The following is a 25,570-nucleotide window of genomic DNA, read 5'->3' as shown; positions in this document are numbered from 1 at the left end:
CCCTATGGGGCAATCTTGACAAGTTTCGCGGTGAGGTCGGCTCCGATCTTTCCGATCCGCGGCTCGTCAACGATCTGGAGGTGGTCACCCGGGATATGGATAACCTCGAGGTTCGGGATGTATTCATCCCAACCACCATTGGGTCGACGATCCGCGAAGCGGGGCTCCAGCTCGATCGCGCCGTCGTGGTAGCGATCGGCCAGATAGAGCACAACGTCACCCTCGTAGCGCGCGGGCCGCATCTTCTGCAGTGCCCGGTTCTCGATCCATGAGGTGCGCTGATGTTCGAGCACACCGCCCGGAATCTTCGTGCCGCTGATCTTGACCAGATCGCTGATCATCTTGAACTGGTCTTCGTCATCGGCCAGTGCGAGTTCTTCCAGCTGCTCGCGCGGGAGTTCGCCTTCGACGCCATAGGTCTTCTTCGCGAAGGCCTGGTAGCGCTCGATGCGACGGATCCGCTCCTCAGGGCTGTTCTCCTCGGGCTCGGTCGGAATGGCCAGATCGATCAGGCCGACCACCCGCACATCCGCGCCCTCGGCGCGCAGAATATGTGCGACTGCCATGGCGAGCACCGCGCCGAGCGACCAGCCGTACAGGACGTAGGGACCGTCACCCTGGATCTGCCGCAGCTGCGGCACGTACTGCTTGGCACGTTCCTCGATCTCGCCGTCGGCCCGTTCGATGCCGTACATCGGGGTATCGGCGGGCAGGCGCTTCAACAGCGGTTCGTAGACCAGGGTATTGCCGCCCGCGGGGTGGAAGACGAAGACCGGCACCGCATTCGAGCCCTCGACGCGCGGCCGCAGCGGACGCACGAACCCTTCCACATCGGCACCGCTGTCCTGCAGATTGCGCACGATTTCGGCGAGCTGCTCGATGGTTTCGCAGTCGAGCACATCATCGACGGTGACCTCGGCCTTGACCCGCTCGGTGAGCCGGGCCGCCAACTTCTCGGCGACCTCCTCCGCCAGGATCGGCAGGGTATTGAAGATGCCACCGGCCGACTTACCGGTGACGATCGCCCAGGTGGCGAAGGTCAGCCGCTCGGCGGCATCGCGCGGCGGCACATCGTCGTCATCGGCCGGAGACTGACCACCGAAGACCGCAGCAGCGGGAGTCGCGGCGACCTCCGCAGCGGGAACGGCGGCGATAACCGCCTCGGCCGCGCCTTCGACGGTGGTGTCCGCATTGTCGAGCGCCCGCTCGATCGAAGCTTCGTTCGCCTCGGCGGCGGCCACCTGTTCCGGCGACGCGGGTGCGGGAACGGCGGTGCCAGCGGCGGCACCGGTGATGCCGGCGGCCGTCTCGGCCTCCGCGACAACAGCCTCGGCCTGCGCTACCACCGAGGTATTCTCGGCGTCCAGCGAAACCCCCTCGGTCTCAGCGGCTTTCGCTACCACGGCGGCGGGGTCCGCACCGGCGGCGACGGCCGCGCGAGCCGCGGCGATGAATCCGCCGTCGACCGCGATCTCCTCACCCTCCGCTTGCTTATCCGCCATCGCCTGCACCTCGTCGCGATGCTCGATGGCGTAGTGCAGCACCTTGCCGACCTCGTTCAGGTTGGCATCGCGCACGGCCTGGATCTGCAGTTGCGGAATATCGAATTCGTATTCGACCCGGTTCTTGATGCGCATGGCCATCAGCGAATCGAGGCCGAGCTCCATCAGCGGGATCTCCATCGGCAGATCCTCGACCGCATAACCCATCGACTCGGCGACGATCAGCGCCAGCCGCTCCTCCAGGGTCTGCGTGCCCTCCGGATCCCAACGCTCACCGAAGGTTTCGACGATCTCCAGGTCAGCGTCTCCGGTGGTCGCGACCTCGATCGCCGGAACGGCTTCCGCGACAACGGGTTCGGGCAGCGGCGCATCCGAGGCGACGACCGCCTCGAACAGCAGCTGGAAGCTCGCACCCGCGCGCGCATGCACTTGCACCGACGCGCCACCCGGATGCGGAGTCAGCGTGGTGGTCAGCGTTCCGGTGGTCGGCAGCACCGCATGCGGGACCGACGCGCCCAACGACACCTCGCTGAGCACCTGTGCCGCAGCGGTTTTCACCAGCACCGCGAGATCGGTGACGGCCGCTGCCTGTACCTCCCACACGTGCCGGCCGTCCGGCAGCGCGACATGCGCACCGGGCACGCGGGCATTGCCGCTGCCGCTGGCCATCTGCACCTTCGGCCAGTACTGCTTGCGCAGGAATGCGGTTCGCGGAATATCGGCGTAGTCACCCGCGGGCAGCAGCGACGGCAGATCGACGCGATGTCCGTGCACGTAGAGCTGGGCCAGCGCGGAGATGACGCCCGCCGACTCGTCTTCCTTGCGCTTGAGGGTCGGGATGAGCTGCGCATCGTGCACACCCGCCGCGAAGGTGGTGCCCAGAACCTGCATCAGCGCAACGGAATTCGGCGCCAACTCCAGGAAGGTGGTGTGGCCGGTGTCCACCGCGAGCTGCACCGCATTGGTGAAGTACACCGAGTGGCGCATGTTCCTGACCCAGTAGTCCTCGTCGTGCACCGGATCGCTACCGGGCCGGTAGAACTTTTCCTTGTTGACGGTCGAGTACAGGCCCGCCGTCAACTTGGTCGGCTCGATACCGGCCAGCTCCGCCGCCAACTCGCCGAGCAGCGGATCCATCTGCGAGGTGTGCCCGGCGCCGCGGGTCTGCAGTACGCGGGCGAATTTGCCCGCCTGCTCGACCTTGGCCACGATCGCCGCGACCTGTTCCTGCGGACCGCCGATCACCGTATTCGTCGGCGCCGCGTACACCGCGCATTCGACATCCGGATAGTCGACCAGCATCGCTTCGATATCGGCGGCGCTCAGCTCGACCAACGCCATATTGCGCACATCGTCATCGCTGATCATCGCCTCGCCCTCGCCCATAAGGCGCGAGCGGGCGCAGATCACGCGCACCGCGTCCTCGAGCGCGAGGCCACCGGAGATGTAGGCCCCGGCCACCTCACCCATCGAATGCCCCACCACCGCAACGGGTTCCGCGCCGTGCGCACGCAACAGTGCGGCCAGACCAACCTGAATGGTGAAGATGCCGACCTGTGAGGTGCCGACGTTGTAATCCTGGGCGTCGTCCAGGATCATCTCGCGCACCGAATACCCGGCCTCGTCCTGCACCAGCTCGTCGACCTCGTCGACGGTCTTGCGGAAGATCGAATTCTCCAGGTAGAGCTGCTTACCCATCTTGCGGTGCTGCGCACCGAATCCGGACAGCACCCAGACCGGGCCCTGCGCGGCGGGCGCATCCGCAGTGAACACACCAGCGCCCGGCTTACCCGCCGCGATAGCGCGCAGACCGACAACAGCTTCCTCATGCGTTTTTGCGAGCACGACACCGCGGGAGCGCCAGTGACTACGCTTGGCCAGCGATCGGGCCACATCCGCGAGCGGAGTGGTGCGCCCCGTTTCGGTCTCCAACCAATCGGCCAGCTCCGCAGCGGCACGACGACGACGCGAGGGCAGGTAGCCCGAGACCGCCAGGATCACCGGCGGCTCTTCCGGCTTATCAGACCATTCGTCCTCGGGCGCAGCGGTTTCCGCTGCTTCCGCGTCGGCGACGATCTCGGTCGCCTCGGCGACCACATCAGTCGTCTCTTCATCGGAAACGACATCGTCGGTTACTGCCGATACGGGCTCAATCGCCACAATGGCCTGCGCTGGCACGTACTCCTGCACCACGACGTGCGCATTGGTGCCACCGAACCCGAAACCGGAAATACCAATCGTTGCCGTGCCGCTGTAGCGTGGGAATTCGGTCGGCTCGTCAACGACCTTCAGATGGGCCTGATCGAACGGGATATACGGATTCGGCCCGACGTAGTTGATATTCGGCGGCAGCACATTGTGCTGTAGCGCCATGATCACCTTGGCCAGGCTGGCCGCACCGGCACCGGACTCCAAGTGGCCGAAGTTCGTCTTCGCCGAGCCGAGCAGCGCGGGCTTGTCGTCGTCACGACCGCGGCCGACCACCCGGCCGAGCGCATCGGCTTCGATCGGGTCACCGAGCAGGGTGCCGGTGCCGTGCGCTTCGATGTAGTCGACCGTGGAAGGCACAATGCCCGCGTCACGGTAGGCGCGACGGAGTACGTCCGCCTGAGCATCCGGGTTCGGTGCCACGATGCCGTTGGACCGGCCGTCGGAATTGACCGCGGAACCCTTGATCACCGCGAGAATCCGGTCGCCATCACGTTCGGCATCGGCCAAGCGCTTGAGTACCACCAGACCGGCGCCCTCGGAGCGGGCAATGCCATCCGCATCGGACGAGAACGCCTTGATGCGACCGTTCTTCGCGAGCGCGCCGATCGAGTCGAAGCCGAGGGTGATCGCGGGCGCGAGCAACATATTCACGCCACCGGCCAGGGCCAGGTCGGCGCCGCCGTCACGCAATGCGCGCACCGCTTGATGCACCGCGACCAGGGTGGACGAGCAGGCGGTGTCGATAGCGACCGACGGGCCGCGGAAGTCATAGAAGTAGGAGATCCGGTTGGCAATGATGGCGGAGGACCCACCGGTCAATGCGTACGCGTCGGCCGATGCAGGAGCCGTCGGATCGGACTGGCCGAGTCCGAGTGCCGACACCAGTTGGAAGTCGTTGGTGGAGGTGCCCACAAAGACGCCGACCGACTCGCCCTTGAGCTCGCTCGCGGGAATCCTGGCGTGCTCCAACGCTTCCCAGGTCAGCTCCATCATCAGGCGCTGCTGCGGATCGACCCGCTCGACCTCGATCGGCGACATCGCAAAGAACTCCGCGTCGAAGCCTTTGATGACATCCTGATCGAGGTAACCGCCGAGAGTATTGCCCTCGGCGACCTTCGCGGCAACCGCCGGGTCGGCGGTGAACTCCTCCCAGCGTCCCTCCGGCAGCTCCCGAATCGCGTCACCGCGATTGATCAGGAATTCCCAGGTCGACTCGGGGGTGTCGCCCGCGCCCGGCAGTCGGGTGGACAGGCCGACGATCGCGATATCGTGTGCCTCGCCCGGCTGGTATCCGGCCGTGTAGAACGAATCGTCGGCGGATTCCGGCGGCAACTCCGACTCACCGTTGATGACGACCTCGGCCAGCGATGCGATGGTCGGATGCTGGTAGACAAGCGTCGCCGGCGGCACCGAACCGGTCAGCTCTTCGATATCGCCGACGAGTGCAATGGCATCGCGCGAGGCCAGCCCGAACTCCTCCATCGGCCGGTCCACCGTGATCTGCTCGATCGGTTGACCGGTCGCGTCGGAGACCCAGCGCCGCAGCCACTCCCGCAGCTCCGCCACGGACATATCGGTCGTCGCGGCGGGTTGCGAAACCGCTCCCGCGTCGGTGGTATCAACCGCGTCCGCATCGGCGCGCACGATCTCGGTCGTCTGGTCGGTTGTGCCCTCGTTGTCAGCCATCAGTTCCTCAAGCTACCTGTCTGGTTCCGGGCACGCCGTGAATCGACGCCTGGCGTGCGGGGCAACGCCGGGAGTCGATGTTCGGGTCGAGCCACCCTCGGGCATTTACTCTTCCGGTGCATCGGGGAACGCCTGCTGGGTGTAACCACCCCGCAGCGTTCCCTCCAGATAAGCAGTCTTGCAGGCGCGGCGAGCGATCTTGCCGCTGGAGGTCCGTGGAATCGAACCGGCCGGAACCAACAGCACATCGCGCACGGTCACACCGTGGCGCTGGGAGATCGCCGCACGGACCGCGTCGGCGATCGGCAGCGGATCGGCCTTACCGGCGCCCGGTCCACGCTCGCCCACAACGACGAGTTGCTCGGAGGCATCGTCGGCGTCGAAACTCAGGCCCGAATGGCTGCCCTGCTCGAACACCTCGGCAGGTAGCTGGTTCGCGGGCACCGAGAACGCGGCGACGAATCCGGGGCGCAACGCCTTCGAGGACTCCTGCGCAGAGAACTCGAGGTCCTGCGGGTAGTGATTGCGGCCGTCGACGATCACGAGGTCCTTCACCCGCCCCGTGATGTACAACTCGCCCTCGAAGTACACGCCGTAGTCGCCGGTGCGCATCCAGTTGGCGTCGAGCTCGGTGCCCTCGGTGTGGCTGCCCGCGGCCAGCCGGTGGGTGACCTTGTTGTGGAAGGTCGCGGCGGTCTCGTCAGGACGACCCCAGTAGCCGATGCCCATATTGTTGCCGTGCAACCAGATCTCGCCGACCTGACCGTCGGCCAGCTCGTGCCCGCCGCCGTCGGAATCGACGGTCTCCGGGTCGACAATGGCGGCCCACTGCGACAGCGCGACATAACCGCAGGAGACCTGAGCGATGGCATTCTCGGCGCTCTGCTCGACCTTGACCATGCGGCCCGCGTTGAGCTCGTTGCGGTCGACGTAGACGACCTTGGCTTCGTCCTCGGCCTTGGTCGCGGAGACGAACAGCGTCGCCTCGGCCATGCCGTAGCAGGGCTTGATCGCGGTCTTGGGCAGACCGTACGGGGCGAACGCGTCGTTGAACTTCTTCATCGACGAGGTGGTCACCGGCTCACTGCCGTTGATCAGGCCGATGACATTCGACAGATCCAGCGACTCACCGTTCTTCGGCAGACCACGCGCGGCGGCGTGCTCGAAGGCGAAGTTCGGTGCGGCGGCGAAGGTTCCGGCGCCGTCGTTGTGGGCGGCCAGTTCCTTGATCCAGCGGTACGGACGGCGCACGAACGCACTCGGCGACATGATGGTGATGTACTTGCCGCCGACCGCGGGCAGGATCACCGTCAGCAGGCCCATATCGTGGAACAGCGGCAGCCAGGTGACACCGCGCGAGTTCCAGTCCAGGTTGATCGCCTCGACCATCTGCAGCAGGTTGGTGCCGACCGCCCGGTGGGTGATCTCGACACCGGCCGGGACGCGGGTGGAGCCCGAGGTGTACTGCAGGTAGGCGATGTCATCGACGGCGACATCGGGACGTACCCAGCTCTCGCCGACGCTGTCCGGGATCGCGTCGACCGCGATGATGCGCGGACGCTGGGCAGCGGGCAGCGAGCGGAAGAACTGGCGCACACCGGCCGCGGAGGAGCTCGCGGTCAGAATGGCCGAGGGTTCGCAGTCGCCGAGCACCGCGTGCAGACGGTCGGTGTGGCCTGGTTCGTCCGGGTCGAACAGCGGCACCGAAATGGTGCCCGCGTAGATCGCGGCGAAGAAGGAGATCACGTAATCCAGGCCCTGCGGGGCCAGCACCGCGACCCGGTCACCCGGGTTGGTCACCTGCTGCAGTCGAGCGGCCACCGCGCGCAGCCGAATACCGAACTCACGCCACGTCAGCTCCTGCGTCTCACCATCACGCTCACGCGAATAATCGATGTAGCGGTACGCGAGAGTGTTCGCGTCGTTGCGGGTGTGCTTCTCGACGTGGTCTACCAGGGTGTGATCATCGGGAATTCGGATGTTCCCGGTCTCATCCAGGTAATCGTCGAAAGTCTCTTCCATTCCTTCATCTCCTCCGAGGCACACGCAGCAAGCAAGACGGCTACATCGCCGCTGTTACCTGTGAGGCCCCGACTCGCTATCGCCCGCGGGTGCGCTCTACATGCGAGAGCCAGCCTGCAGATTTTATTGCGGTCTGCGCGGTAGACCGCTATCGGCTAGATGTTCTCAAACCAGAGACATGTTACAGAGAAGACCGGGTCACTCCCCCCGCAGCAGCGGAATAATCGGCGCGAACGCGTCCATCTGTGTGGGGAACACGCCGACATAGGACATCGATGTGAGTTGGCGCACCTGACGGATCTGTTCGGCGATCTCCTCGAATGTGCCGATCGCCACATACGGCGAGGCGAGGATGTCCTCGACCGACAGTTTTACGTCGACCTCGAGGTCAGGATGCAGTCCGCGCTCGATCGCCGACAGCGCCATCTCGGCGGTCTTCTCCCGGTCGTCGGTAATGACGATCGCGGTAATTGCCCAGTTCAGCTCGATATCGGCGAAACGCTCACCTGCCGCTTCCTTGATCAGGTTCACCTTCTCGATGGTCTTGTCCAAGGTGATGCCGGAGAGCAGACCCTTGCCGTTCTGAGTGGTGACCGGAACGACCGAAATGATGTCGGCGTGTTTGGCGGCCAGGCGCAGCATCTTCGGACCGCCACCGCCGGTGCAGATCGGCGGGCGCGGACCCTGCCGCGGCCGTGGCGTGCCCTTGACACCGTGCACCTGGTAGTACTTGCCATCGAAGGTGCATTCCTGGCCACGCAGCAGCACATCGAGGATGCTCAGTGTCTCGTCGAGCTTCGCCAGGCGCACCCCCGGCGACTCGTACGGCAGACCCGCGGCGACGAATTCGTCCTGCTTCCAGCCCGCGCCGATACCGACCTCGAGGCGGCCCTTGGACAGCACGTCGATGGTGGCGAGGTCCTTGGCCAGCACCACCGGATGCCGGAAACCGTTGGCCAGCACCGAGGTTCCCAGCCGGATCCGCTCGGTGGCCTGGGTCAGCGCACCGAGTGCGGCGATCGGGCCAATCTGGTCACCCAGGTGATCCGGCACGACGAAGGTGTCGAAGCCGTACTCCTCGGCGTTCTGCGCGGTCTGGATGAACTTCCTGGCCCCGCCCTCTTGTTTATTTCCCTCGCCCGCGGCCGCGAAGCGGAAGGGCCGCAGCGGAGTACCCAACGCGGTCAACTCGGCATCCGCGTCACGGCTCGCCGTGGTGGCCGGTGCAGTGCTGTTTCCCGCGACCCGCAAGCGATCGCTAGCGGCGGCTTCTGTCATGAACTCATGCTCCTGGCTGTAAGGAAATGTGGGCGCGAGGCCGGGTCACATCGTGCCCATGCTGCTGGGGGCTCGAGGACCGTCGTCGCGATCATCAGGCGCACTTTACAGCGTTGTGGTGTGTGGTCGCCCAGGCTTGCGTGACTAGCACCGCGATCAGGCGGGTTTCCGGTGATCGGTCACGAATGGGCGGTCAAGCATGCGCCGGATGTGGCGCTCCCTCGATCAACCCGTTGGCCCAGTTCACCGTCCACTGGGTCGCGGTCGTGCCGTCGCCATCCACCGCGTAACCGTTGTAGAGGCTGTGCACCGGGTTGCCCACCGCGCGGACCAGGGTCAGCACGCTGCCCATGATGTTCAGGGGACTCAACGCGTCTCGGGGCGAATCGCAGATCAGATCACCCGGCGCGCAGATGGTGTAGGTGCGATCGGCGAGCGCGCCGAACCCACCCGACCTGGCACCGGTCATCGTGATCCCGGGCACCTGCAATCCGTCGAGCGCGACCTCGGCGCCGACTCCCACCGGCGCGGCGCCGATCTGGATGGCCTGACCCGGTCCATTGTCACCGGTGCGGCGGCCGTCGGCGATCAGCATGACGCCGAGCACCTTGTCCGCGGGTACCGGCCCCTTGCCCGCGCCGATCTGGTTGGCGATATCGCCCGCGATCACCGCGCCCTGGGAGAACCCGGCGAGCACATAGGTGGTCAGCGGACAGTCGCGGTACCGGTTCGCCATCGCGTCGAGCGCGCGCTGCCAACCCTCGGAGCGGCTGTTGTTGTAGGACTGCTGGCCGTCCGGCGGAATCGCGATCGGATTGGAGAACTGCGCGACATACGGAACGGTGTAGACATCCAGCCGTCCCGCCGGGAACTGCTGCGATACCGGCCCGGAGACATTGAGCATCAGCGAGATCGGGTTGGCCGTCGGATTGTGCGGATCGTCGTTGCTATTCGATTCCCAGGTACCGGGTATTGAAATCATCTGCACATCGGGACACCAGGCCGGCTGCGAGGTCGGCGGCGCCGGCGGCGGCTTCGGGCCAGGCTTCGGCTTGCGCAGCGGACCTGCGAGTACGAACCACAGCAGCAGCGCGATGATGACGACGAGCACTACCAGTCCGATGAAGAGCAGACATCCCGCCGGTTTTCCGGGCCGACGGGACGTCGAACCGCGACGCGCACTCACTGGCAGTACGTCGCCTTAGCCGTATCGATGTAGATCTTTCCGGCCTTCTCCACCGGCATCTTCGCCGGATCGAAGGACGGATCCGATCCGGCCATCGCGCTGACGAAGGTCATCAGATCCTGATCGGAGGCATTCGCCGCGACCCCCTGGCAGACATAGGTGCCGATGCTCAGCGCGATATCCGAGGTGGACGGAGTTACGCCCGCGGCCTTGAGCGCGTCGAGGAACTTCTTGTCCTTATCGGTGAGCTTCGAGGTGTCTTCGGGCGTGATGGCATTGGTCGGTAGCGGCTGCGGACGCTCCGGCGTTGCCGTATCGGCGGGCGTCTCGGGGGCCTGCTGCGACGGCTGACCGGTCTCGGCGGCGCTGGTCGAGGCGGAGGTCGGCGCCGCCGCCGCCGTGGTGGTGGTGTGGGACAGCGTCGGCGTGCTCGACGCCGTTGAATCGTTATTGCCACAGGCGGCGAGCAAGCCGGTAGCCGCGATCCCCACGACTACGCCGATAACCTTTCCGCGGGTCCGATGCATGAATTCGTGTCCTCGATCTGTTCGCTAAGGGGTCGGGTCGCCACCCAGGCTAGAGGAAAGCCAACCATAGGCGCAGCAGGCAAGCAAACAGACCGGTTGGAATTAAATCCCGTGAACCTCGGGTTTACCATCGCGCACGGTTATAAACCCGGTCTGAAAATTCTGCTGGGTGCCGCCGGGAACGGCGAACTCATCACTGGTCGGATACCCGAGCCTGCCGTTCTCGTAGCCGAGAACCGACCACATATCCATGATCGGCCCCGAACGCACCGGCCACGCACCCGACAGCGGGCTCCAATAGATATTTCCGCCCTCGAACTTGCTGTAGCGGCCTAAATCCTTGAGCGGAGCCTCGTCGGCTATGGGGAAACCGAGTTGGCTGTTCTCATAACCCAATTCGGCGTACTTGCCCAAGATCATCCCCTGCACAGGATGCGCCCCGGTCTTAGCCGTGTAGTAAAACGGGCCGTTTTCAAAGGACTGGATTACACCGTCCTTCGTGGGAGCCTTGGTCTCCGGTCCGATGGGGTATCCGGCGGGGCCGCGCTCGAAGCCCTGCCTGCCCCATTCGTCGAGAATCGCGCCGCGTACCACTTGGGCGCCGGTCCGCGGGGTCCAGTAGAGCAGGCCGTTCTGGAAGGCCTGCATGCGTCCGCGGCCGTCCGGCAGCCCGCGTTCGTCGCCGGTGGGTAGGCCGAGCGGACCGTTCGGGCCGAGCGCAGCCTGGTAGCCGCCGCCGATCATGCCCCCGACCGGGTGCGCGCCGTCGGCCTGCGTATAGAAGACCCGGCCGCCTTTGAAGTCCTGCGCGACGCCGCTCGCCACCTGGTATTCACCGGTGAGGCAGTCGCCGAGCCAACTGTTGCCATTCGCCAGCGCGGCGATCGCGCCCCCGGGCTGGCAGGCCGTTTTGTTCGGATCGACCCCGAGCGCGGCGGCGGCCTGGGGCCAGGACTGGCGCATTTCGAAATCCCAGTACGGCCACGAATGTGTGCCGGAGGGACGGTAATTCACCTGGGCGGGGATGGATAGCTTGCCGAGTTTGGTCACGAAGTTCTGTGAGGTCAGCCGGGAGAGGATCTCCAACCCCATGCCCGCGTAATTGGTGCTGACTCCCGGAATACCGCTGGCCTGGTCGAACGGTCCGATCGAACCGTTACCGCTGGAGATATACAGGCTGACGCCCTTGAGCTTGTCCGCCAATGCGTATGGGTCGTGGGTGTCCCATTCCGGACTGCCCGGCGGACCCCACATGGCCGCGGAATCGAATCCGCCCGCATCGCGCATGGCGAACTGGATCGCCTGCGGCATGCCGAGGGTGGTCGTGGTCAGCACACCGGAATACGACGCGGCGTATTTCGTGAAGTTCGGATTGCGTGCGGCCAGGAACATCGCGGCCGTACCGCCCATCGAAATACCTTCCATGCCACGCACATCCGTGGTCCGCCACTGACTCTCGAGCAGCGGCGGAAGTTCCTTGGTCAGGAAGGTTTCCCACTTGTAGTTGTGACCGTTGTCCGGCTGCAGCCAGTCGGAGTAGAAGCTGGACTGACCGCCGACCGGCAGCACCACCGTGACGTTCTTATCGGCGAAGAAATCCACCGCACCGGCGTCGTGGGTCCAGCCGCTCTCCGCATCGGTCGCGCGCAGACCGTCGAGCATGAACAGGGCCGGGAACCTGGCGTCCGGGTGCGTATTCCAATCCCGGGCCAGCAGCAACTGCACCTGGATGGGCGTGGCCATCGACGGTGAATTGATCCACAGCGCGACCCGCCGATCGGTGAGCCACACCACTCGCTGCACCGCCGCAGCGACAGCCGGTGCAGCAGCGGGCTGGGCATTCGCGGGTGCGGTGGTCAGGGAAGAAGCTGAGGCGAGTGGGATCGCGATGGCGGTGACGAGCAGCGCGACCCGTCCGCGGGTCACACGTCCGTCACGTTGACCGCGCCGCCCCCGTCTGCCGAATCCGAGTGCTGCCACAAGTGTTTCCTACCCCCGCCACCGCACGTTTCCGGGTAGGACACGCTGGCTCATCCGCCTGTCCGCGAATTCCGGCCAAACAGATAAGTGCCATCAGGATGACGCTCAGGTCCTGCATCGGGTGGCATGTGCGTCTTTCCGGTGAGTCACCTATGTACTCACGAAATCAGTTGTCACCGTGACACGCTCCTGGTTTGACCTGGCCAGATACGAACGGCGCCGTCTGCTTCTGGACCAGAAGCAGACGGCGCCGTTCGATGTTCAGACCGTTAGCTCACCAACCGCCGGTGGCGTCGAGGATGCCGTTACGGGACTGCCACAGCTCAGCCTCCCAGTACTTCCACGAGTGGGTTCCCGCGGCAGGGAAGTCGTACTGGGCCGGAATACCGAGCGAGTTCAGGCGAGCCTGGAACGCGCGGGTGTTCACCAGCGAGAGCGCCTCCAGCGCCATGCCGTTGGCGGTGTTGAAGTAACCGACGGCGGAGTTCGGGTTGTCGAACTGACCCGGCAGACCGCTGGCCGCCGAGATCCGCATCGGCAGACCCCGCAGCTGTGGCGCGAAAACGGTCGGGTCCATCCGCAGCCACGCCGAGCTCCACGGCGCGGCCATAGCGTCGACGTTGAAGCGACCCGCGTCCAGCATCGCGATGCGGACCGCCTCACGCATACCCGGCGCGGAGAGGTTCAGGTAGCCCGAGTAGGACGCGGCGTACTTGAACTGCTCGCGGTGGTAGGCGGCCAGCGCCAGCGCAGCCGAACCACCCATCGAGAGACCGACGACGGCGTTGTTGGTGCGCGACACACCGTAGCCCTCGAGGAAGGCGGGGAGCTCCTTGGTAAGGAAGGTCTCCCACTTGTAGGTGGTCTTCTGGCCGTTGGTATTGCTCGGCACGTACCAGTCAGCGTAGAAGCTCGACTGACCGCCGACCGGCATGACCAGCGAGATGTTGTCGTTGCGGAACTGATCGAGCGCATTGGTCTCGAACGACCAGGCATTGCGGTCGTCACGCGCGCGCAGACCGTCGAGCAGGTACAGCGCCGCGTTACCGCCACGCGCCGCCCACTGCACCTGAACCTTGATCGGACCCATCTGCGACGGGACCATCAGATCCTCGAAGCCACCCGCCGGCGCCCGCAGCGCGGGGCCGTGCACCGGCGCGGCCAAGGCAACGGTCGGGCCCGTCACGCCTGCGGCGATCGGTAGCGCCAACGCCGCGGCACCGACAGCCAGAATTCGATTCCGCCAACGACGAGGCGTGCCTCGCCGTCCCGATTTGGTTCTCTTCGGCGCGGCCGCCCTGCCGAAACGCATGAATCCTGCTCTCTTTCTGCTGTTGTGGTGTCGCCCGTAGCCCATGCGGACCCGGCAACACCCGTGTTGCCAACGAGACGCGCGTCACATGACAACCGGTACCCGCTATTCCGGCACAAGAGACGGCGCTACAACGATCTGGTCACACTTGCGCTCGCTGGAGGTTATTCGACATGCGAAGCCTTAGCAAGACCGGGGTATTCGAGTGGCCGAATTCCGCCCGTTCACAAGCTGTGATCGTGCGGTGACTTTAGCGCGTTTGTCCGGAGATGTCGTGTCGGAACGGGAATTTCGAACAAAGATTAGGGGTCACTAGGGAGTCCGAATCCGCACTCGAGGTTCACTCTCAGACCCGGCAGGATCGCGAGCACTTGGTCGGCCCAGTAGCGCTAGGCGGACGCACCGCCGGGCGGGTAGTCGAAGATCACGTTCGTCGGGCCGAGCGAATCCAGCCGGAACCGGAAGGCACGCGCATTGGCCGGCACGATCGTCTCCAGCGCCAGCCGCAGCGCATACCGGGCGCGGAGATATTCGGACAGCCCGAATACGATCCGGCATAACGGAATTGGTCCGCCCGACAGGCTGCGAGCGTCAGCGCCACGGTGCCACCCGTGGGCAGCCCGAACGCACCATCGCCGTACGGATTGAAGCCGAGACGGTCGCGCGGGGCCAGCGCAGATTCTGGTCACGGCCAATCCGTCGGTGGCATTTTCCGAATCGCATGCCAACGCAAGCGCCACCCCGAACGCCACAGCCAGCCAGCGGCAACTATTCCGCTTACTCCGCTAGGCCACATCGATACGACGTTTCGCTGATGCGAGCACCGCTGCTCACCGCTGTCGCGCATGAGGATCGATACTCGACACCAATGCTTCGCGCGCGCAGAAGATGCGGCGTTATCGCTCTTCTATAGGCAATTTCGAACAGCACCCAAGGGGAAAGCCGTCGCGATGCCGGATCGTGATGAAGTCCCGAGAATTATCAACGCGAACTCACACCACGAACCCTCGGCGGACAGACAGACCGAAACTCTTAAGTCAGCGATCATTCAGCTAACTGACGGGCAAATGTATCGATACGAACCAAACGAACAAAGCCGCCCGATGCGTGCACCGGGCGGCCTGTTCACCGCAACACCCGTCCGCGCGGCGCGCGCGACCGTTCGCGGCGGTCCATACTCAGCCGATATTGGCGGACAAGTCCGGAATCATCCGATTGGCCTCATCCTGCCAGTTGGTCCACGCATGCAGACCGGCAGGCGGGAACGAATACACCACGTTCTGCGCCCCCAACGACATCATGCGGACCTGAAATGCCCTGGTATTCGCCAAGGCGAGTGCCTCGAGCGGCGAACCTCTGAAGAGACGATCCGCGGCAACCGGGAATGGGATATTCAGATCCTCGGGCATCGGCAGCGCACTACCGGCGGCGACCCACACCCGGGTGCCGTTCTCGATCAAGCGCGGCGCGAAGACGAACGGATCCATCCGCAGCCACTGCGGGCCCCACGGCGGCGCCATCGAGTCCACGTTATAGCCGCCCGCGTCGATCATCGCCGTACGAATCGCCTCCCGCATGCCCGGCGCCGAAATATTGAGGTAGCCCGAGAACGAGCCGGCAAAGCTGAACTGATCCGGATGATAGGCCGCCAGTTCCAGCGCGGCACTGCCACCCATCGACAACCCGAACACACCATTGCGATTCGGGTTGAAGCCCAAGCGATCCCGCAGAGCTGATCGCAGGTGCTGGGTGAGGAACGTTTCCCAGTCGTAGCGATAGCTCTTCCCGGGCCCTGCCATAAAGGCTTGCGTCGCACCGGATCCGGTGGCCGAACCCGACGAACCCGGTGTGACGCCGAAGAAGTTACTCGGCGCGTTCCAGTCGGCGTAAAAGCTCGACATGCCGCCGACCGGCATAACCACGTTGATATTCGACCTCGCGAGGATCTCGGGGACGTTGGTCTCGATCTCCCAGCCATTGAGAGTTTCCGGTGCGCGCTGGCCGTCGAGCACGTAGACAACGCGATTGGTATTGCCGTCCGCCGCGCGCAACACTCGGCTCTTGATCGGACCCATCACCGGGGAATCGACCCAGAAGTCGAAGGCCGCGGGGTTGAAGCCCGCCGCCGCAATGGCGCCACTGCCCGCGATGCAGATCCCGAGCGGTAACAGCATTGCCGTCGCTAGACCGAGCACCCATTTCTTCACCCAGGAACCACTGGCTGCCCCAGCCGAGGAACTGGCCGAGCTTCCGGGCCTACGTTGCCAGCGCACACTTCGCATTCGACTCGACCTTTCGTCCAGACGGCCAGTCGGCAAATTTCGAGCAACTTCGACTGACCGCCCCCTCATGGGGCATAAATACTGTTCACTCTGCTCAAAACGGACATTCCATCTGCAGGCATGCTGTTCACACATCAATCACAAGCGAATGCTTCTATGTTGCTGGAAAGTGATCCAACCCACAACTACCGAAGACATCCAGCAGCCGATTCGTTGTCAACCGGGGTTTCGGACGAAACCAGCAAACAAAAAACCGCCTGGTGTGCGAACACACCAGGCGGTCACCTCACGGTATTACCTACCCCGCTCGAAGCGAGTCCTACGAGCGCCGCATGCGCGGCAAATCAAACACAGCTATCAGCCGATGTGCGCTGAGAGATCCGGGATCATCCGGTAGACCTCGGCCTCCCAGTTGTGCCAGTTGTGAATGCCAACCGACGGGAAGTCGTAGGTGACATTCTGCGCACCCAGCGTCGCCATCCGGACCTGGAAGGCCCGGGTGTTCACCAGTGCGAGCGCCTCCAGCGGCACACCCTGGACGATATCCATCGGCGAGCTCACATCGGACGGACCGGGCAGTGCGCTACCGGCGGCCACCCAGAGCCGGGTGTTGTTCTGGATCAGTCGCGGCGCGAAGACGAACGGATCCATGCGCAGCCACTGGGCGCCCCACGGCGGTGCCATCGCGTCGATGTTGTAGCCGCCCGCGCTGATCATCGCGAGACGCAGCGCCTCGCGCATACCCGGCGCGGAGATGTTCAGGTAGCCGGAGTACGAACCGGCATAGACGAACTGGTCCGGATGATAGGCCGCGAGCGTCAGCGCGGCGCTGCCGCCCATGGACAGGCCGAAGACACCGTTGCGGGTCGGGCTGAAGCCGAGACGGTCCCGCAGCGCGTTGCGCAGCTCGCTGGTGAGGAAGGTCTCCCACTTGTAAGTGTTCGACTTGCCGAGGGTCTCGTTCCACCCCGAGGAACCGGTCATCGCCGACCCGGAGGACGAACCGTTGGCCGAACCCGACGAACCGGTGCTCATGCCCAGGAAGTTCCCCGGCGCGTTCCAGTCCGCGTAGAAGCTGGACGGACCGCCGACCGGCATGACGACATTGATATTCCACTTGGTCAGCTCACGGGCGACCTCGGTTTCGATCTCCCAGCCGCTGAGGTCGCTACGGGCCCGCATGCCGTCCAGCGCGTACACCACGCGCCCGGTATTGCCGTCCGCGGCGCGGAAGATCCGCGACTTGATGGGCCCCATGCTGGAATCCACCCAGAAATCGAAGCCGTCCGGGTTGAACGCCGCCGAAGCGGAGCCCGCCGGACCTGCTACCGACATCCCGAGCGGCAGCAAGATAGCCAGCGACATCAGCACCGACCGCTTGAGCCACGAACCAGCTCTCCGGGTTATCAGACGTCCACTCTGCGTCCTTCGCCCGATCACGCCTCGCATCTTTTCAGGCCTTTCGTTATTCGGTCGTACTTAGACCGCGTCTCTACGTTGACCACTGGATGGGCCCATATCGAATCGGAACGCCCCAACGGGCGTACCCACGCACCATATCGCTTCATCGATGCGGTGGCGTTATCAAAAAGAGATAAAGCGATCTGCGCCACGTTCAGCCGATCCTGTTGAGCGACCCACAAGCAATCGTCGACGACAGCGGTCGGTGAAAGAACTGGGCCCATGGAGGTCCATGGGCCCAGTGTGACTGGAGGTGCGTCTGAGCTGGCCCTTTCGAGCGACCTGCCAGCAATCGCTAGCCGACCCTTTCGAGCGACCTGCCAGCAATCGCTAGCCGACCCTTTCGAGCGATCTGCAAGCAATCGCTAGCGTTGCGGTTGCGGGTACGGATCCACGAGCCCGCACCGCTCGATCTCGTACTTCGGCACGCGATCGATCCGGTATTTCGCGAAGTGCAGTGCGTGCAGCAGGTTGTGCTTGAAGCGACCCCAGGTGAGCGGGTCCCGGTAGGAGATATTCAGCGCAACGGTGTCCGGGCAGCTCATGGCGGTGCGAGCCTGGGTAACCCACTTCTCGTCCATGTACCAGGGCATCCACGGGTGCCGATCGACCATGCCGATATCCACCACGACCCAGTCCGGATACAGACTCTTGTCATGGCCGATCCGGCCGTCGGTGAGCCGGTCGCTGTGCGCGGCAAGCGGATAGGCCAGGCCCATCTGGTCGATGACGCGTACGTCCAGCGGAACGTTCATGCTGGTCATGCCGAGGTTCAGGAAGTAGACGGTATGCCCGGCGCCCCCCTCGGGAATCGGCTGCGGCGGCGGCGCGATATACCAGAACATGAACGATGGCGAGTTCAGCAGCAGGCCGCCGTTGGGGGTTTCGGCGATGTTGTTCACCATGGCCCGCACGCGCGGGTAGTCCAGGTAGTCCTCGGCCAGGATCGGATGGTCGTGACCGGTATTGAGGACGTAGTAGACACGCTCGTCGACAATGCCGGAGGCACTGATCTTGGTGCCGGTCTTGATGGCGGTGGTGTTGGCCGCGAACAGCGCCCAGCCCGCGGTTCCGAGCAGCGCGAGCGCGATCACCGCGAAGGACCAATCCTTCGTGGTGGCCGCACGCAGACCGCCCTCGGGCAGCCGGATCGGCACCACGGCGACCGGCAGCAACAGGCAGAACAGCTGCGGCAGCAGCATCCGGCCGTGCATGAAGTCACCGCCGACGCGCAGGGCGTAGATCGTAAGGACGAATCCGCTGCCGAGCATGAGCGCTACCACCGCGCTCGGCGAGCGCAGCCACTCGCGTACCCGACGCACGGTCCAGCGGCGCTCGTCCTTGCTTTCCGGTGCAGTACGCGTCGAACGGCTCGCGACGATACCGAGGACCAGCAGCACCAGCAGCGGCACCCACAGGTAGTACGGGCCGACCAGATCCCAGAGGTATTTGAAGCCCTGCCCCCACTTGGCGCCGCCGGCGTCCTTGGCGACCGCGGTATTCGGATAGGGCAGGCCGTAGTAGCCCATCCGCCAGACCTGGTAGCACATCGGCACCAGTCCGGCGGCGGCAACGATCAAGGCGCGCAAGACGATCGGGCGCAGCCGGGACGACGGCATCGGCGCCAGGAAGATCATCAGCAGCGACAGCGCGCCGACCAGCGTCATCTCCGGACGGATCAGCGGTGCGAGTCCGGCAAGGAATACCAGCCCGAACAGTGCGGGCAGCTGCACCCGCTCGGCCTGACTCCAGCGCATGAGCTGCCACCACAGCAGGCCCAGCCAGCAGATGACCAGACCGCTCTCCAGACCGGAGGTGGCGTAGTCACGGGCGGGCGGCAAGGCGATGTAAACGAATACGCCCGCGGGCAGCAGCAGCGCCGATCCGGAGGCGCGAGCGACGGGCCCGGAGCGGGACCATGCAGCGCCGCCCCACAGCCGCGCGGCGCCCAGCATGGCGAAGACGATCGCCAACATCGACACCGTCAGCGCGACACCGAGTACGACGTACTCCAGCCTGGCCCTGGTGAGCCAGCTGAAGAACCACACCAGATAGGTCCACGCGGTGCTGGTATTGGTCTCGACGCGCTCGCCCTCGTTGAAGACCGGCCCGTTGCCCGCCAATAGATTCCGCACAGTGCGCAGCACGATGAGGCCGTCGTCGGCGATCCAGCGGCGCTGCCAGGCGCCGACCGAGAAGAGTACGACGGTGAGCGCGATCCCACCGACGAAGGTGGCTCGGGATAGCCAGGCGAACCGCAAGGCCGAACGAGCCGACCCTTCGGCCGGCTCCTCCGTTACTTGCGCTGTTCGCTCCACTTCCTCTACCAACAATTCGTCAGGTGAGATAGACAGCGACACCTACCGCTCCGATCCAGGCGATTGCGAGGAACTGGAGGATGCGATCCCCCAGCGCGATCTCTTCGGGTTCACCGGCCTCGCCGCCATCGACGTCGACCGCGTAACGCAGGATTGCGATGGTAAACGGAACCATCGAGAGTGCGAACCAATTCGTGTGCTTCAGGCTGTCCTGTTGGAACGCCCACAGGCCGTAGAACACCACCACTGCGGTCGCGGCCAGAGTCCAGATGAAGCGCAGATACGTCGGTGTGTAGTACTCCAGCGACTTGCGGATCTTGGCGCCGGTGCTCAGCGCGATCTGTAGTTCCGCGTAGCGCTTACCCGCGGCCATGAACAGCGAGCCGAACGCCATGATCAGCAGGAACCACTGCGACAGCTCGATATTCGCGGCCGCGCCACCGGCGACAGCGCGCAGCAGGAAGCCCGAGGACACGATGCAGATGTCCAGTACCGCCTGGTGCTTGAGACCGAAGCAGTAGGCCAGCTGGATGCCGATGTAGATGGTCATCACCACCGCCAGATGCCAGGAGGCCAGGAACGATCCGGCGATCGAGCCGAGCAGCAGCACCACCGAGAGCGCGTAGGCCAGATTCACCGGGACGACGCCCGCGGCGATCGGGCGGAACTGCTTGGTCGGGTGCGCCCGGTCGGCCTCCACGTCGAGTGCGTCGTTGACCAGGTAGATGCCCGAGGCCGCCATGCAGAAGACCACGAAGGCGATGCCGACATGGCCGAGCACGCTCAGTTCGCTCGCGGTATCCGGACCAGCTGCCAGCGGCGCGGCGAGCACCAACACGTTCTTGACCCACTGACGTGGGCGGATCGCCTTGAACAGCCCGCCGGCCAGTGTCTTGGGCGGGCCCTTGACTACCGCTTCGGCCAGGTCCGTGCTGGTCGGCTCTTCGCTCATCTCAACCAAGGTCTTTTCTTGTGCGGTCACTATCGAGTCTCTTTTCGGCGGCAAGCACAACAGCGGCGGACGCGGCGCCGAGCGCGGAACCGGCGAGCACGTCGGAGGGATAGTGCACCCCGAGCACAACCCGGGAGAGCAACATCGGTGGCACGAGCACCGCAGGCAAGGGTAGCCCGGTCAGTCTGCCGAGCAATACCGCCGCTGCCGTGGTCGAGGTCGCGTGCGAGGACGGAAAGCTCAGCTTGCTCGGCGTCGAGACGTTGACCTGCACCGATGGATCATTCGGGCGCGGGCGCCGGACGATCCGCTTGATGACGATCGATGCCGCGTGCGCACCGACAGCGCCAACCGCGACCCCGGCCCACTGCCGACGCCGCGGCTTGTCGACGAGCCAGCCCGCCGCCGCGATGCCGATCCAGCCGAGCGCGTGCTCACCGAAATGCGACATGCCGCGCGCGGCCTTGATCACCTCAGGCTTGGTGCCGATGGTCGCCTGGACCGCGTTGATGATCTTGACCTCGGGCGGCTGTGGCGCCGACGGCATCGCGGATACTGGGCCGCCGTGGCCGTTCGCACTCGGGTGCACCGCGGTGTTGTCGTCCGCGGCCGTGGCTTCCAGACTCACTACTGTTCACCCTTCGTATCGATACCGAAGACGTTCTCCCAGGCCGCCGTGCTGGTCAACATCGGGTGGGCGGCGCGGTAGCGCTGCTGCATCTCCGGGAAGCGAGCGGCCAATTCCTTGCGCAGCCGCATGGCCTCCTTGAACAGGCCGAGGGCCTGGCGCGGATCACGCTTGCGGTAGACCACGCCGCGCCCGTCCGCGGTGGTAACGGTGACGCCATCGACCTGCGAGAGCAGGAACCAACGGGCATCCAGCGTCGGCACATTCAGCTGCGGACGGTCATGGTGCTCGGGCTGGGCCGGGCGGAAGTTGTGCACGACGCCCTTGGCCAGGCGCATCACCTTGGCAATCGGATTCGCCGGTTCGCCGACCGCGCCGACCCCGATGTGGCTGGCCAGCGGCAGCTCGGTGGAGGACGGCAGGATGACCGCGTCCGGATACTGCTTGCGCATTTCGTGCACCACGCCGAGGGCGCTCGGCAGCAGTTGGAACAGTCGTTCCGGGCCGGCGAGGAAGTCCTTGATCGCCAGGTTCTGGATGGCGACCGTCGAATACTCCAGGCAGAGCAGGTGTTTCAGGGTCGCCTTGACGGTATTGACGACCATGCCGCGACCGTTGCCCGGCAGCTGCAGCGAGGCGACCACGAGACGGTTGCGCAGGTGGAAGTACGCCTGCCAGTCGATCGCGTCGTCCTTATCGCTCCAGGCCATATGCCAGACGGCGGCACCGGGCAGGGTGACGGTGGGATAACCGTGATCGCGGGCGCGCAGCCCGTATTCGACATCGTCCCACTTCAGGAACAGCGGCAGCGGCTGACCGATCTCCTCGGCGACCTGGCGTGGGATCACGCAGGTCCACCAGCCGTTGAAGTCGACGTCGATGCGCCGGTGCAGCAGCTTGGAGTTGTCGCGGTCCTTGAGCGGGTACTTCGAGAAATCGTGGTCGTATTCGACATTCGGCGCGGAGGTCCACATGAAGATGCCGCGGTCCACGGCCTCACCCATGCTGTGCAGGTGTGAGCGCTCCTGCAGATTGAGCATCTGCCCGCCGACCAGCATCGGCGACTTGGCGAACCGGGCGAAGGCCAGCGCGCGCAGGATCGAATCGGGTTCGATCTCGATATCGTCGTCCATGTAGACGATGTACTGGGCATCGGTGGTCTTCAGCGCCTCGTACATGACCCGGCTGTAGCCACCCGAACCGCCGAGGTTGGGCTGATTGCGAATAGCGAGCCGATCGCCGAGCACCGCGGCGGCCTCGGCGAAGCCGGGCTCGTCGACCACCTTGTGGTTGCCCTGATCGGCGACGATGACCGCGGCGATCTGCGCAAGCACCAGCGGGTCCGAGCCGAGCGCGCCAAGGGTTTTCACCAGATCGGTTGGCCGATTGAAGGTCGGCATGCCGACCGCGATGGTGCCCTCGCCGGGTGCCTCGACCGGTGCGTACCATCCGCCGGCGAGCAGTGTGACGGCGGTATCGGTGGTGATGTCGAACCAGATCCAGCCGCCGTCCTCGAACGGGCCGAGGTCGATTTCGAATTCCACGTGCACCGATTCGGTAGCAGCGTTGAATTCGCGACGCTCCCGGGTCCCTCCGTGGTCACGCTCCGCTACCGCCTCCGGGCCCGTCGCTCGCGCCGCGGTGTCTAATTCGCGACGCTCCCGGGTCCCTCCGTGGTCACGCTCCGCTACCGCCTCCGGGCCCGTCGCTCGCGCCGCCATCGCGACCGCGAACTCCTTGCCCTGCACGTGGATTCGCGAACCGTCTGCCTTCGAACGGTAGACGTCGACTCGACCGTGCCCGGCGAGTTCGAGCCGCAGCACCACCGACTTCAGGATGCTCCAGCGACGCCAGTAGCTCGCGGGCAACGCGTTGAAGTAGGTGCAGAACGACACCTCCGACTCCGCGCCCACCGACAGCGAGGTGCGGGTGGTGGCGTGCGCGCGCCGGACATTGGTCGGCGACTCCTCCAGGTAGAGGGTGCGCACGTCCAGCGGTTCACCAGGCCGGGGCAGGATGATGCGCTGCAGCAGCGACTTCGCGCGGGTTTCGGTGGTCATATCTTCCAGGATCGATTGGGAGGTCATTCGTCGCTTTCATCCGAAAGAGCTTCGCCCGACTCCAGGTGCGGCCGTAGGACATTGTCGAACATGCTGAGCGCGCTGCCGATCGCCATATGCATATCCAGGTACTGGTAGGTACCGAGGCGACCACCGAAAAGCACCTTCGCCGTTGCGGTTTCCTTCTTCGCCAGCGCCCGGTACGCGGTGAGCTTGGCGCGATCCTCCGGCGTGTTGATCGGGTAGTACGGCTCGTCGCCGGTCTGCGCGAAACGCGAGAATTCGCGCATGATCACGGTCTTGTCGGTCGGGTAGCTGTCGCGCTCCGGGTGGAAGTGCCGCGGTTCGATAATGCGGGTGTATGGCACATCCGCATCGTTGTAGTTCATCACCGAGGTGCCCTGGAAATCACCGGTTTCGAGCACTTCGGTCTCGAAATCGATGGTGCGCCAGCCGAGTTCGCCCTCGCTGTAGTCGAAGTAGCGGTCCACCGGTCCGGTGTAGACGACCGGGACGTCCGGATTCTCGGCGCGGATCTGCTCGCGCACGTCGAACCAGTCGGTGTTCAGCCGGACCTCGATGAGCTCGGAGGCGGCCATATTCTCCAGCCACTTCGTATACCCCTCTTTGGGCAGACCCTCGTAGGTGTCGTTGAAGTAGCGGTTGTCGAAGGTGTAGCGCACCGGCAGGCGGGTGATATTGCCCGCAGGCAATTCCCGCGGATCGGTCTGCCACTGCTTGGCGGTGTAATCGCGCATGAACGCCTCGTAGAGCGGACGGCCGATCAGCGAGATCGCCTTCTCCTCGAAGTTCTGCGCGTCCTTGGTCGCAACCTCCGAGGCCTGTTCAGCGATCAGCTTGCGCGCCTCCTCGGGCGTGAAGTAGCGGCCGAAGAACTGGGAGATCAGACCGAGGCCCATGGGGAACTGGTAGGCCTGCCCCTTGTGCATCGCGAAGACCCGGTGCTGGTAGCCGGTGAACTCGGTGAACTGGGTCACGTAGTCCCACACGCGCTTGTTCGAGGTGTGGAATAGGTGCGCCCCGTACTTGTGCACCTCGATCCCGGTCTGCGGCTCCGGCTCCGAATAGGCGTTGCCGCCGAGGTGGTAGCGCCGATCGATCACCAGCACCCGTTTACCGAGCAGATTGGCGGCGCGTTCGGCGATGGTCAGCCCGAAGAAGCCGGAGCCGACGACGATCAGATCGAAGGAGTTTGCGGAATTACCCGGGGACGATGCGACGGTCACGGGTGCCCAGCGTATCGGAAGTCCGCACGCGGGCCGGGTGGAGTCGCGGCCTGCGCGCACTCACCAACGGATGCCATCGGAATTTCTCCTGGAGTTCGCCGAAACGAATAGCGCCGTGGCAACAAAGCGGCTATTGCATGCGAACCCGAACTGATCGCATGTCCAGCCGCAGGGCGATCCGGTGGCCGCGGCTGAGGCTACTGATACTGCCCGAGCTGCTGATCGGGATCCGGCTGACCATGCGGCGCAGGCTGACCGAACGGCGCAGGCTGCGCATACGGCGTAGCCGACGGCTGGACGGGTTGACCATCGGGCGCAGGTTGCGCATGCGGCTCAACCGGTTGACCGTACGACGGCGGCACCCGCGGACGGTGACGCTCCGCGATCCAGCGGCCGGTCGAACCGACTGCGGCCAGTACCATTGTCGGGAGTATGAGGGCAAAGCCCAGCACCGATGTCGGACTGAACACACCGAGCATGGCGGACATGGCCACGCCGATAATCATGTCCACCAGGGCCAGCGCGCAACCCAGGAGTACCGTCACTCGTCCGATGGTCAACCGGCAGAGCAGCAGGATGCCGCCGACGATCAGGACGAACGCGATGAGTCCGGCCTCGACCGCGGCGAATGGCACCTTGCCCGAACCGTGGATCTTGGAATCGACCGCCGCGACCATCGCAGCCCCCACGCCATTGAGGCCCCCGGCAACCAATGCGAGCGCACCCGCGGTGATCCCGGTGCCACCCCTTGCGGGCTGCTGCGGTGGATAGCCGAACGACGGTTGCTGACCGTAACCCGGCTGTCCGGGCTGACCGTATGGATAACCCATCGAGATCTCCGTCCACTGCGATCGCGAAACTGTATCGCGCCCAGCCGTTTCGATCGACGTGTGCGGTCAGTGGGTCTGTGCGGGCACT

15 protein-coding genes are annotated in these 25,570 nt (G+C 65.0%); all 15 read right to left on the bottom strand.

Going from position 1 to position 25,570, the window contains the following annotated elements; genetic code table 11:
* Positions 1-2: 2 nt before the first annotated feature.
* Positions 3-5,285, bottom strand: a complete 5,283-nt coding sequence (gene pks13 / locus AB0L63_RS10215) for a polyketide synthase Pks13 (protein ID WP_364498185.1) — start codon at positions 5,283-5,285, stop codon at positions 3-5.
* Between the two features lie 219 nt (positions 5,286-5,504).
* Complete coding sequence (gene fadD32 / locus AB0L63_RS10210) at positions 5,505-7,421, bottom strand: long-chain-fatty-acid--AMP ligase FadD32 (protein WP_364497444.1); 1,917 nt, start codon at positions 7,419-7,421, stop codon at positions 5,505-5,507.
* 198 nt (positions 7,422-7,619) lie between these two features.
* Positions 7,620-8,609 carry an LLM class F420-dependent oxidoreductase gene (locus AB0L63_RS10205; protein ID WP_364498182.1) on the bottom strand — a complete coding sequence of 330 codons (990 nt, stop codon included), beginning with the start codon at positions 8,607-8,609 and terminating at the stop codon, positions 7,620-7,622.
* Between the two features lie 283 nt (positions 8,610-8,892).
* Entirely contained in the window at positions 8,893-9,885 is a 993-nt protein-coding gene (locus tag AB0L63_RS10200; protein ID WP_364497441.1) for a cutinase family protein, read from the bottom strand.
* Positions 9,882-10,412 (bottom strand): DUF732 domain-containing protein, encoded by a 531-nt coding sequence (locus AB0L63_RS10195; RefSeq protein WP_364497438.1) that lies wholly within the window; start codon positions 10,410-10,412, stop codon positions 9,882-9,884. Before AB0L63_RS10195 ends, AB0L63_RS10200 begins: the two co-directional genes overlap by 4 nt.
* Before the next feature lie 102 nt (positions 10,413-10,514).
* Positions 10,515-12,272, bottom strand: a complete 1,758-nt coding sequence (locus AB0L63_RS10190; RefSeq protein ID WP_364498179.1) for an alpha/beta hydrolase-fold protein — start codon at positions 12,270-12,272, stop codon at positions 10,515-10,517.
* Between the two features lie 394 nt (positions 12,273-12,666).
* Positions 12,667-13,704: an alpha/beta hydrolase family protein gene (locus tag AB0L63_RS10185; protein ID WP_364497436.1), complete on the bottom strand. Its 1,038-nt coding sequence runs from the start codon at positions 13,702-13,704 to the stop codon at positions 12,667-12,669.
* A gap of 1,178 nt (positions 13,705-14,882) precedes the next feature.
* Entirely contained in the window at positions 14,883-15,878 is a 996-nt protein-coding gene (locus tag AB0L63_RS10180; protein WP_364498176.1) for an alpha/beta hydrolase family protein, read from the bottom strand.
* A 465-nt stretch (positions 15,879-16,343) separates the two neighbouring features.
* Positions 16,344-17,351 (bottom strand): alpha/beta hydrolase family protein, encoded by a 1,008-nt coding sequence (locus AB0L63_RS10175; RefSeq protein WP_364497433.1) that lies wholly within the window; start codon positions 17,349-17,351, stop codon positions 16,344-16,346.
* Positions 17,352-17,812: 461 nt separating this feature from the next.
* Positions 17,813-19,765, bottom strand: a complete 1,953-nt coding sequence (gene zomB, locus AB0L63_RS10170; protein WP_364498173.1) for a flagellar motor control protein ZomB — start codon at positions 19,763-19,765, stop codon at positions 17,813-17,815.
* 19 nt (positions 19,766-19,784) lie between these two features.
* A complete protein-coding gene (locus AB0L63_RS10165; RefSeq protein ID WP_364498170.1) occupies positions 19,785-20,717 on the bottom strand; it encodes a decaprenyl-phosphate phosphoribosyltransferase in 933 nt (310 codons plus the stop codon).
* 1 nt (position 20,718) lies between these two features.
* Positions 20,719-21,264, bottom strand: a complete 546-nt coding sequence (locus AB0L63_RS10160) for a phosphatase PAP2 family protein (protein WP_040685888.1) — start codon at positions 21,262-21,264, stop codon at positions 20,719-20,721.
* Positions 21,265-21,344: 80 nt separating this feature from the next.
* Positions 21,345-23,432: a glycosyltransferase gene (locus AB0L63_RS10155; RefSeq protein ID WP_364497430.1), complete on the bottom strand. Its 2,088-nt coding sequence runs from the start codon at positions 23,430-23,432 to the stop codon at positions 21,345-21,347.
* Positions 23,429-24,652, bottom strand: coding sequence for a UDP-galactopyranose mutase (gene glf / locus AB0L63_RS10150; protein ID WP_364497427.1), 1,224 nt, complete (start codon positions 24,650-24,652; stop codon positions 23,429-23,431). The genes AB0L63_RS10155 and glf overlap by 4 nt, the downstream gene beginning before the upstream one ends.
* 197 nt (positions 24,653-24,849) lie before the next feature.
* A complete protein-coding gene (locus tag AB0L63_RS10145; protein ID WP_364497424.1) occupies positions 24,850-25,482 on the bottom strand; it encodes a hypothetical protein in 633 nt (210 codons plus the stop codon).
* Positions 25,483-25,570: the final 88 nt, after the last annotated feature.

This window comes from Nocardia sp. NPDC051990 (assembly GCF_040680755.1).
Classification (GTDB): domain Bacteria; phylum Actinomycetota; class Actinomycetes; order Mycobacteriales; family Mycobacteriaceae; genus Nocardia.
Note: the sequence above shows the minus strand (reverse complement) of the source record. Positions and strands in the feature narration are given on the sequence as shown.

What these genes read in the sequence shown, in the direction of transcription:
- AB0L63_RS10155 (WP_364497430.1), bottom strand. Translation starts at nt 23,432, where the DNA reads ATGACCTCCCAATCGATCCTGGAAGATATGACCACCGAAACCCGCGCG.
- AB0L63_RS10160 (WP_040685888.1), bottom strand. Translation starts at nt 21,264, where the DNA reads ATGCCGTCGGCGCCACAGCCGCCCGAGGTCAAGATCATCAACGCGGTC.
- AB0L63_RS10195 (WP_364497438.1), bottom strand. Translation starts at nt 10,412, where the DNA reads ATGCATCGGACCCGCGGAAAGGTTATCGGCGTAGTCGTGGGGATCGCG.
- AB0L63_RS10185 (WP_364497436.1), bottom strand. Translation starts at nt 13,704, where the DNA reads ATGCGTTTCGGCAGGGCGGCCGCGCCGAAGAGAACCAAATCGGGACGG.
- AB0L63_RS10165 (WP_364498170.1), bottom strand. Translation starts at nt 20,717, where the DNA reads ATGAGCGAAGAGCCGACCAGCACGGACCTGGCCGAAGCGGTAGTCAAG.
- AB0L63_RS10145 (WP_364497424.1), bottom strand. Translation starts at nt 25,482, where the DNA reads ATGGGTTATCCATACGGTCAGCCCGGACAGCCGGGTTACGGTCAGCAA.
- AB0L63_RS10175 (WP_364497433.1), bottom strand. Translation starts at nt 17,351, where the DNA reads ATGTCGCTGGCTATCTTGCTGCCGCTCGGGATGTCGGTAGCAGGTCCG.
- fadD32 (WP_364497444.1), bottom strand. Translation starts at nt 7,421, where the DNA reads ATGGAAGAGACTTTCGACGATTACCTGGATGAGACCGGGAACATCCGA.
- AB0L63_RS10180 (WP_364498176.1), bottom strand. Translation starts at nt 15,878, where the DNA reads ATGCTGTTACCGCTCGGGATCTGCATCGCGGGCAGTGGCGCCATTGCG.
- pks13 (WP_364498185.1), bottom strand. Translation starts at nt 5,285, where the DNA reads ATGTCCGTGGCGGAGCTGCGGGAGTGGCTGCGGCGCTGGGTCTCCGAC.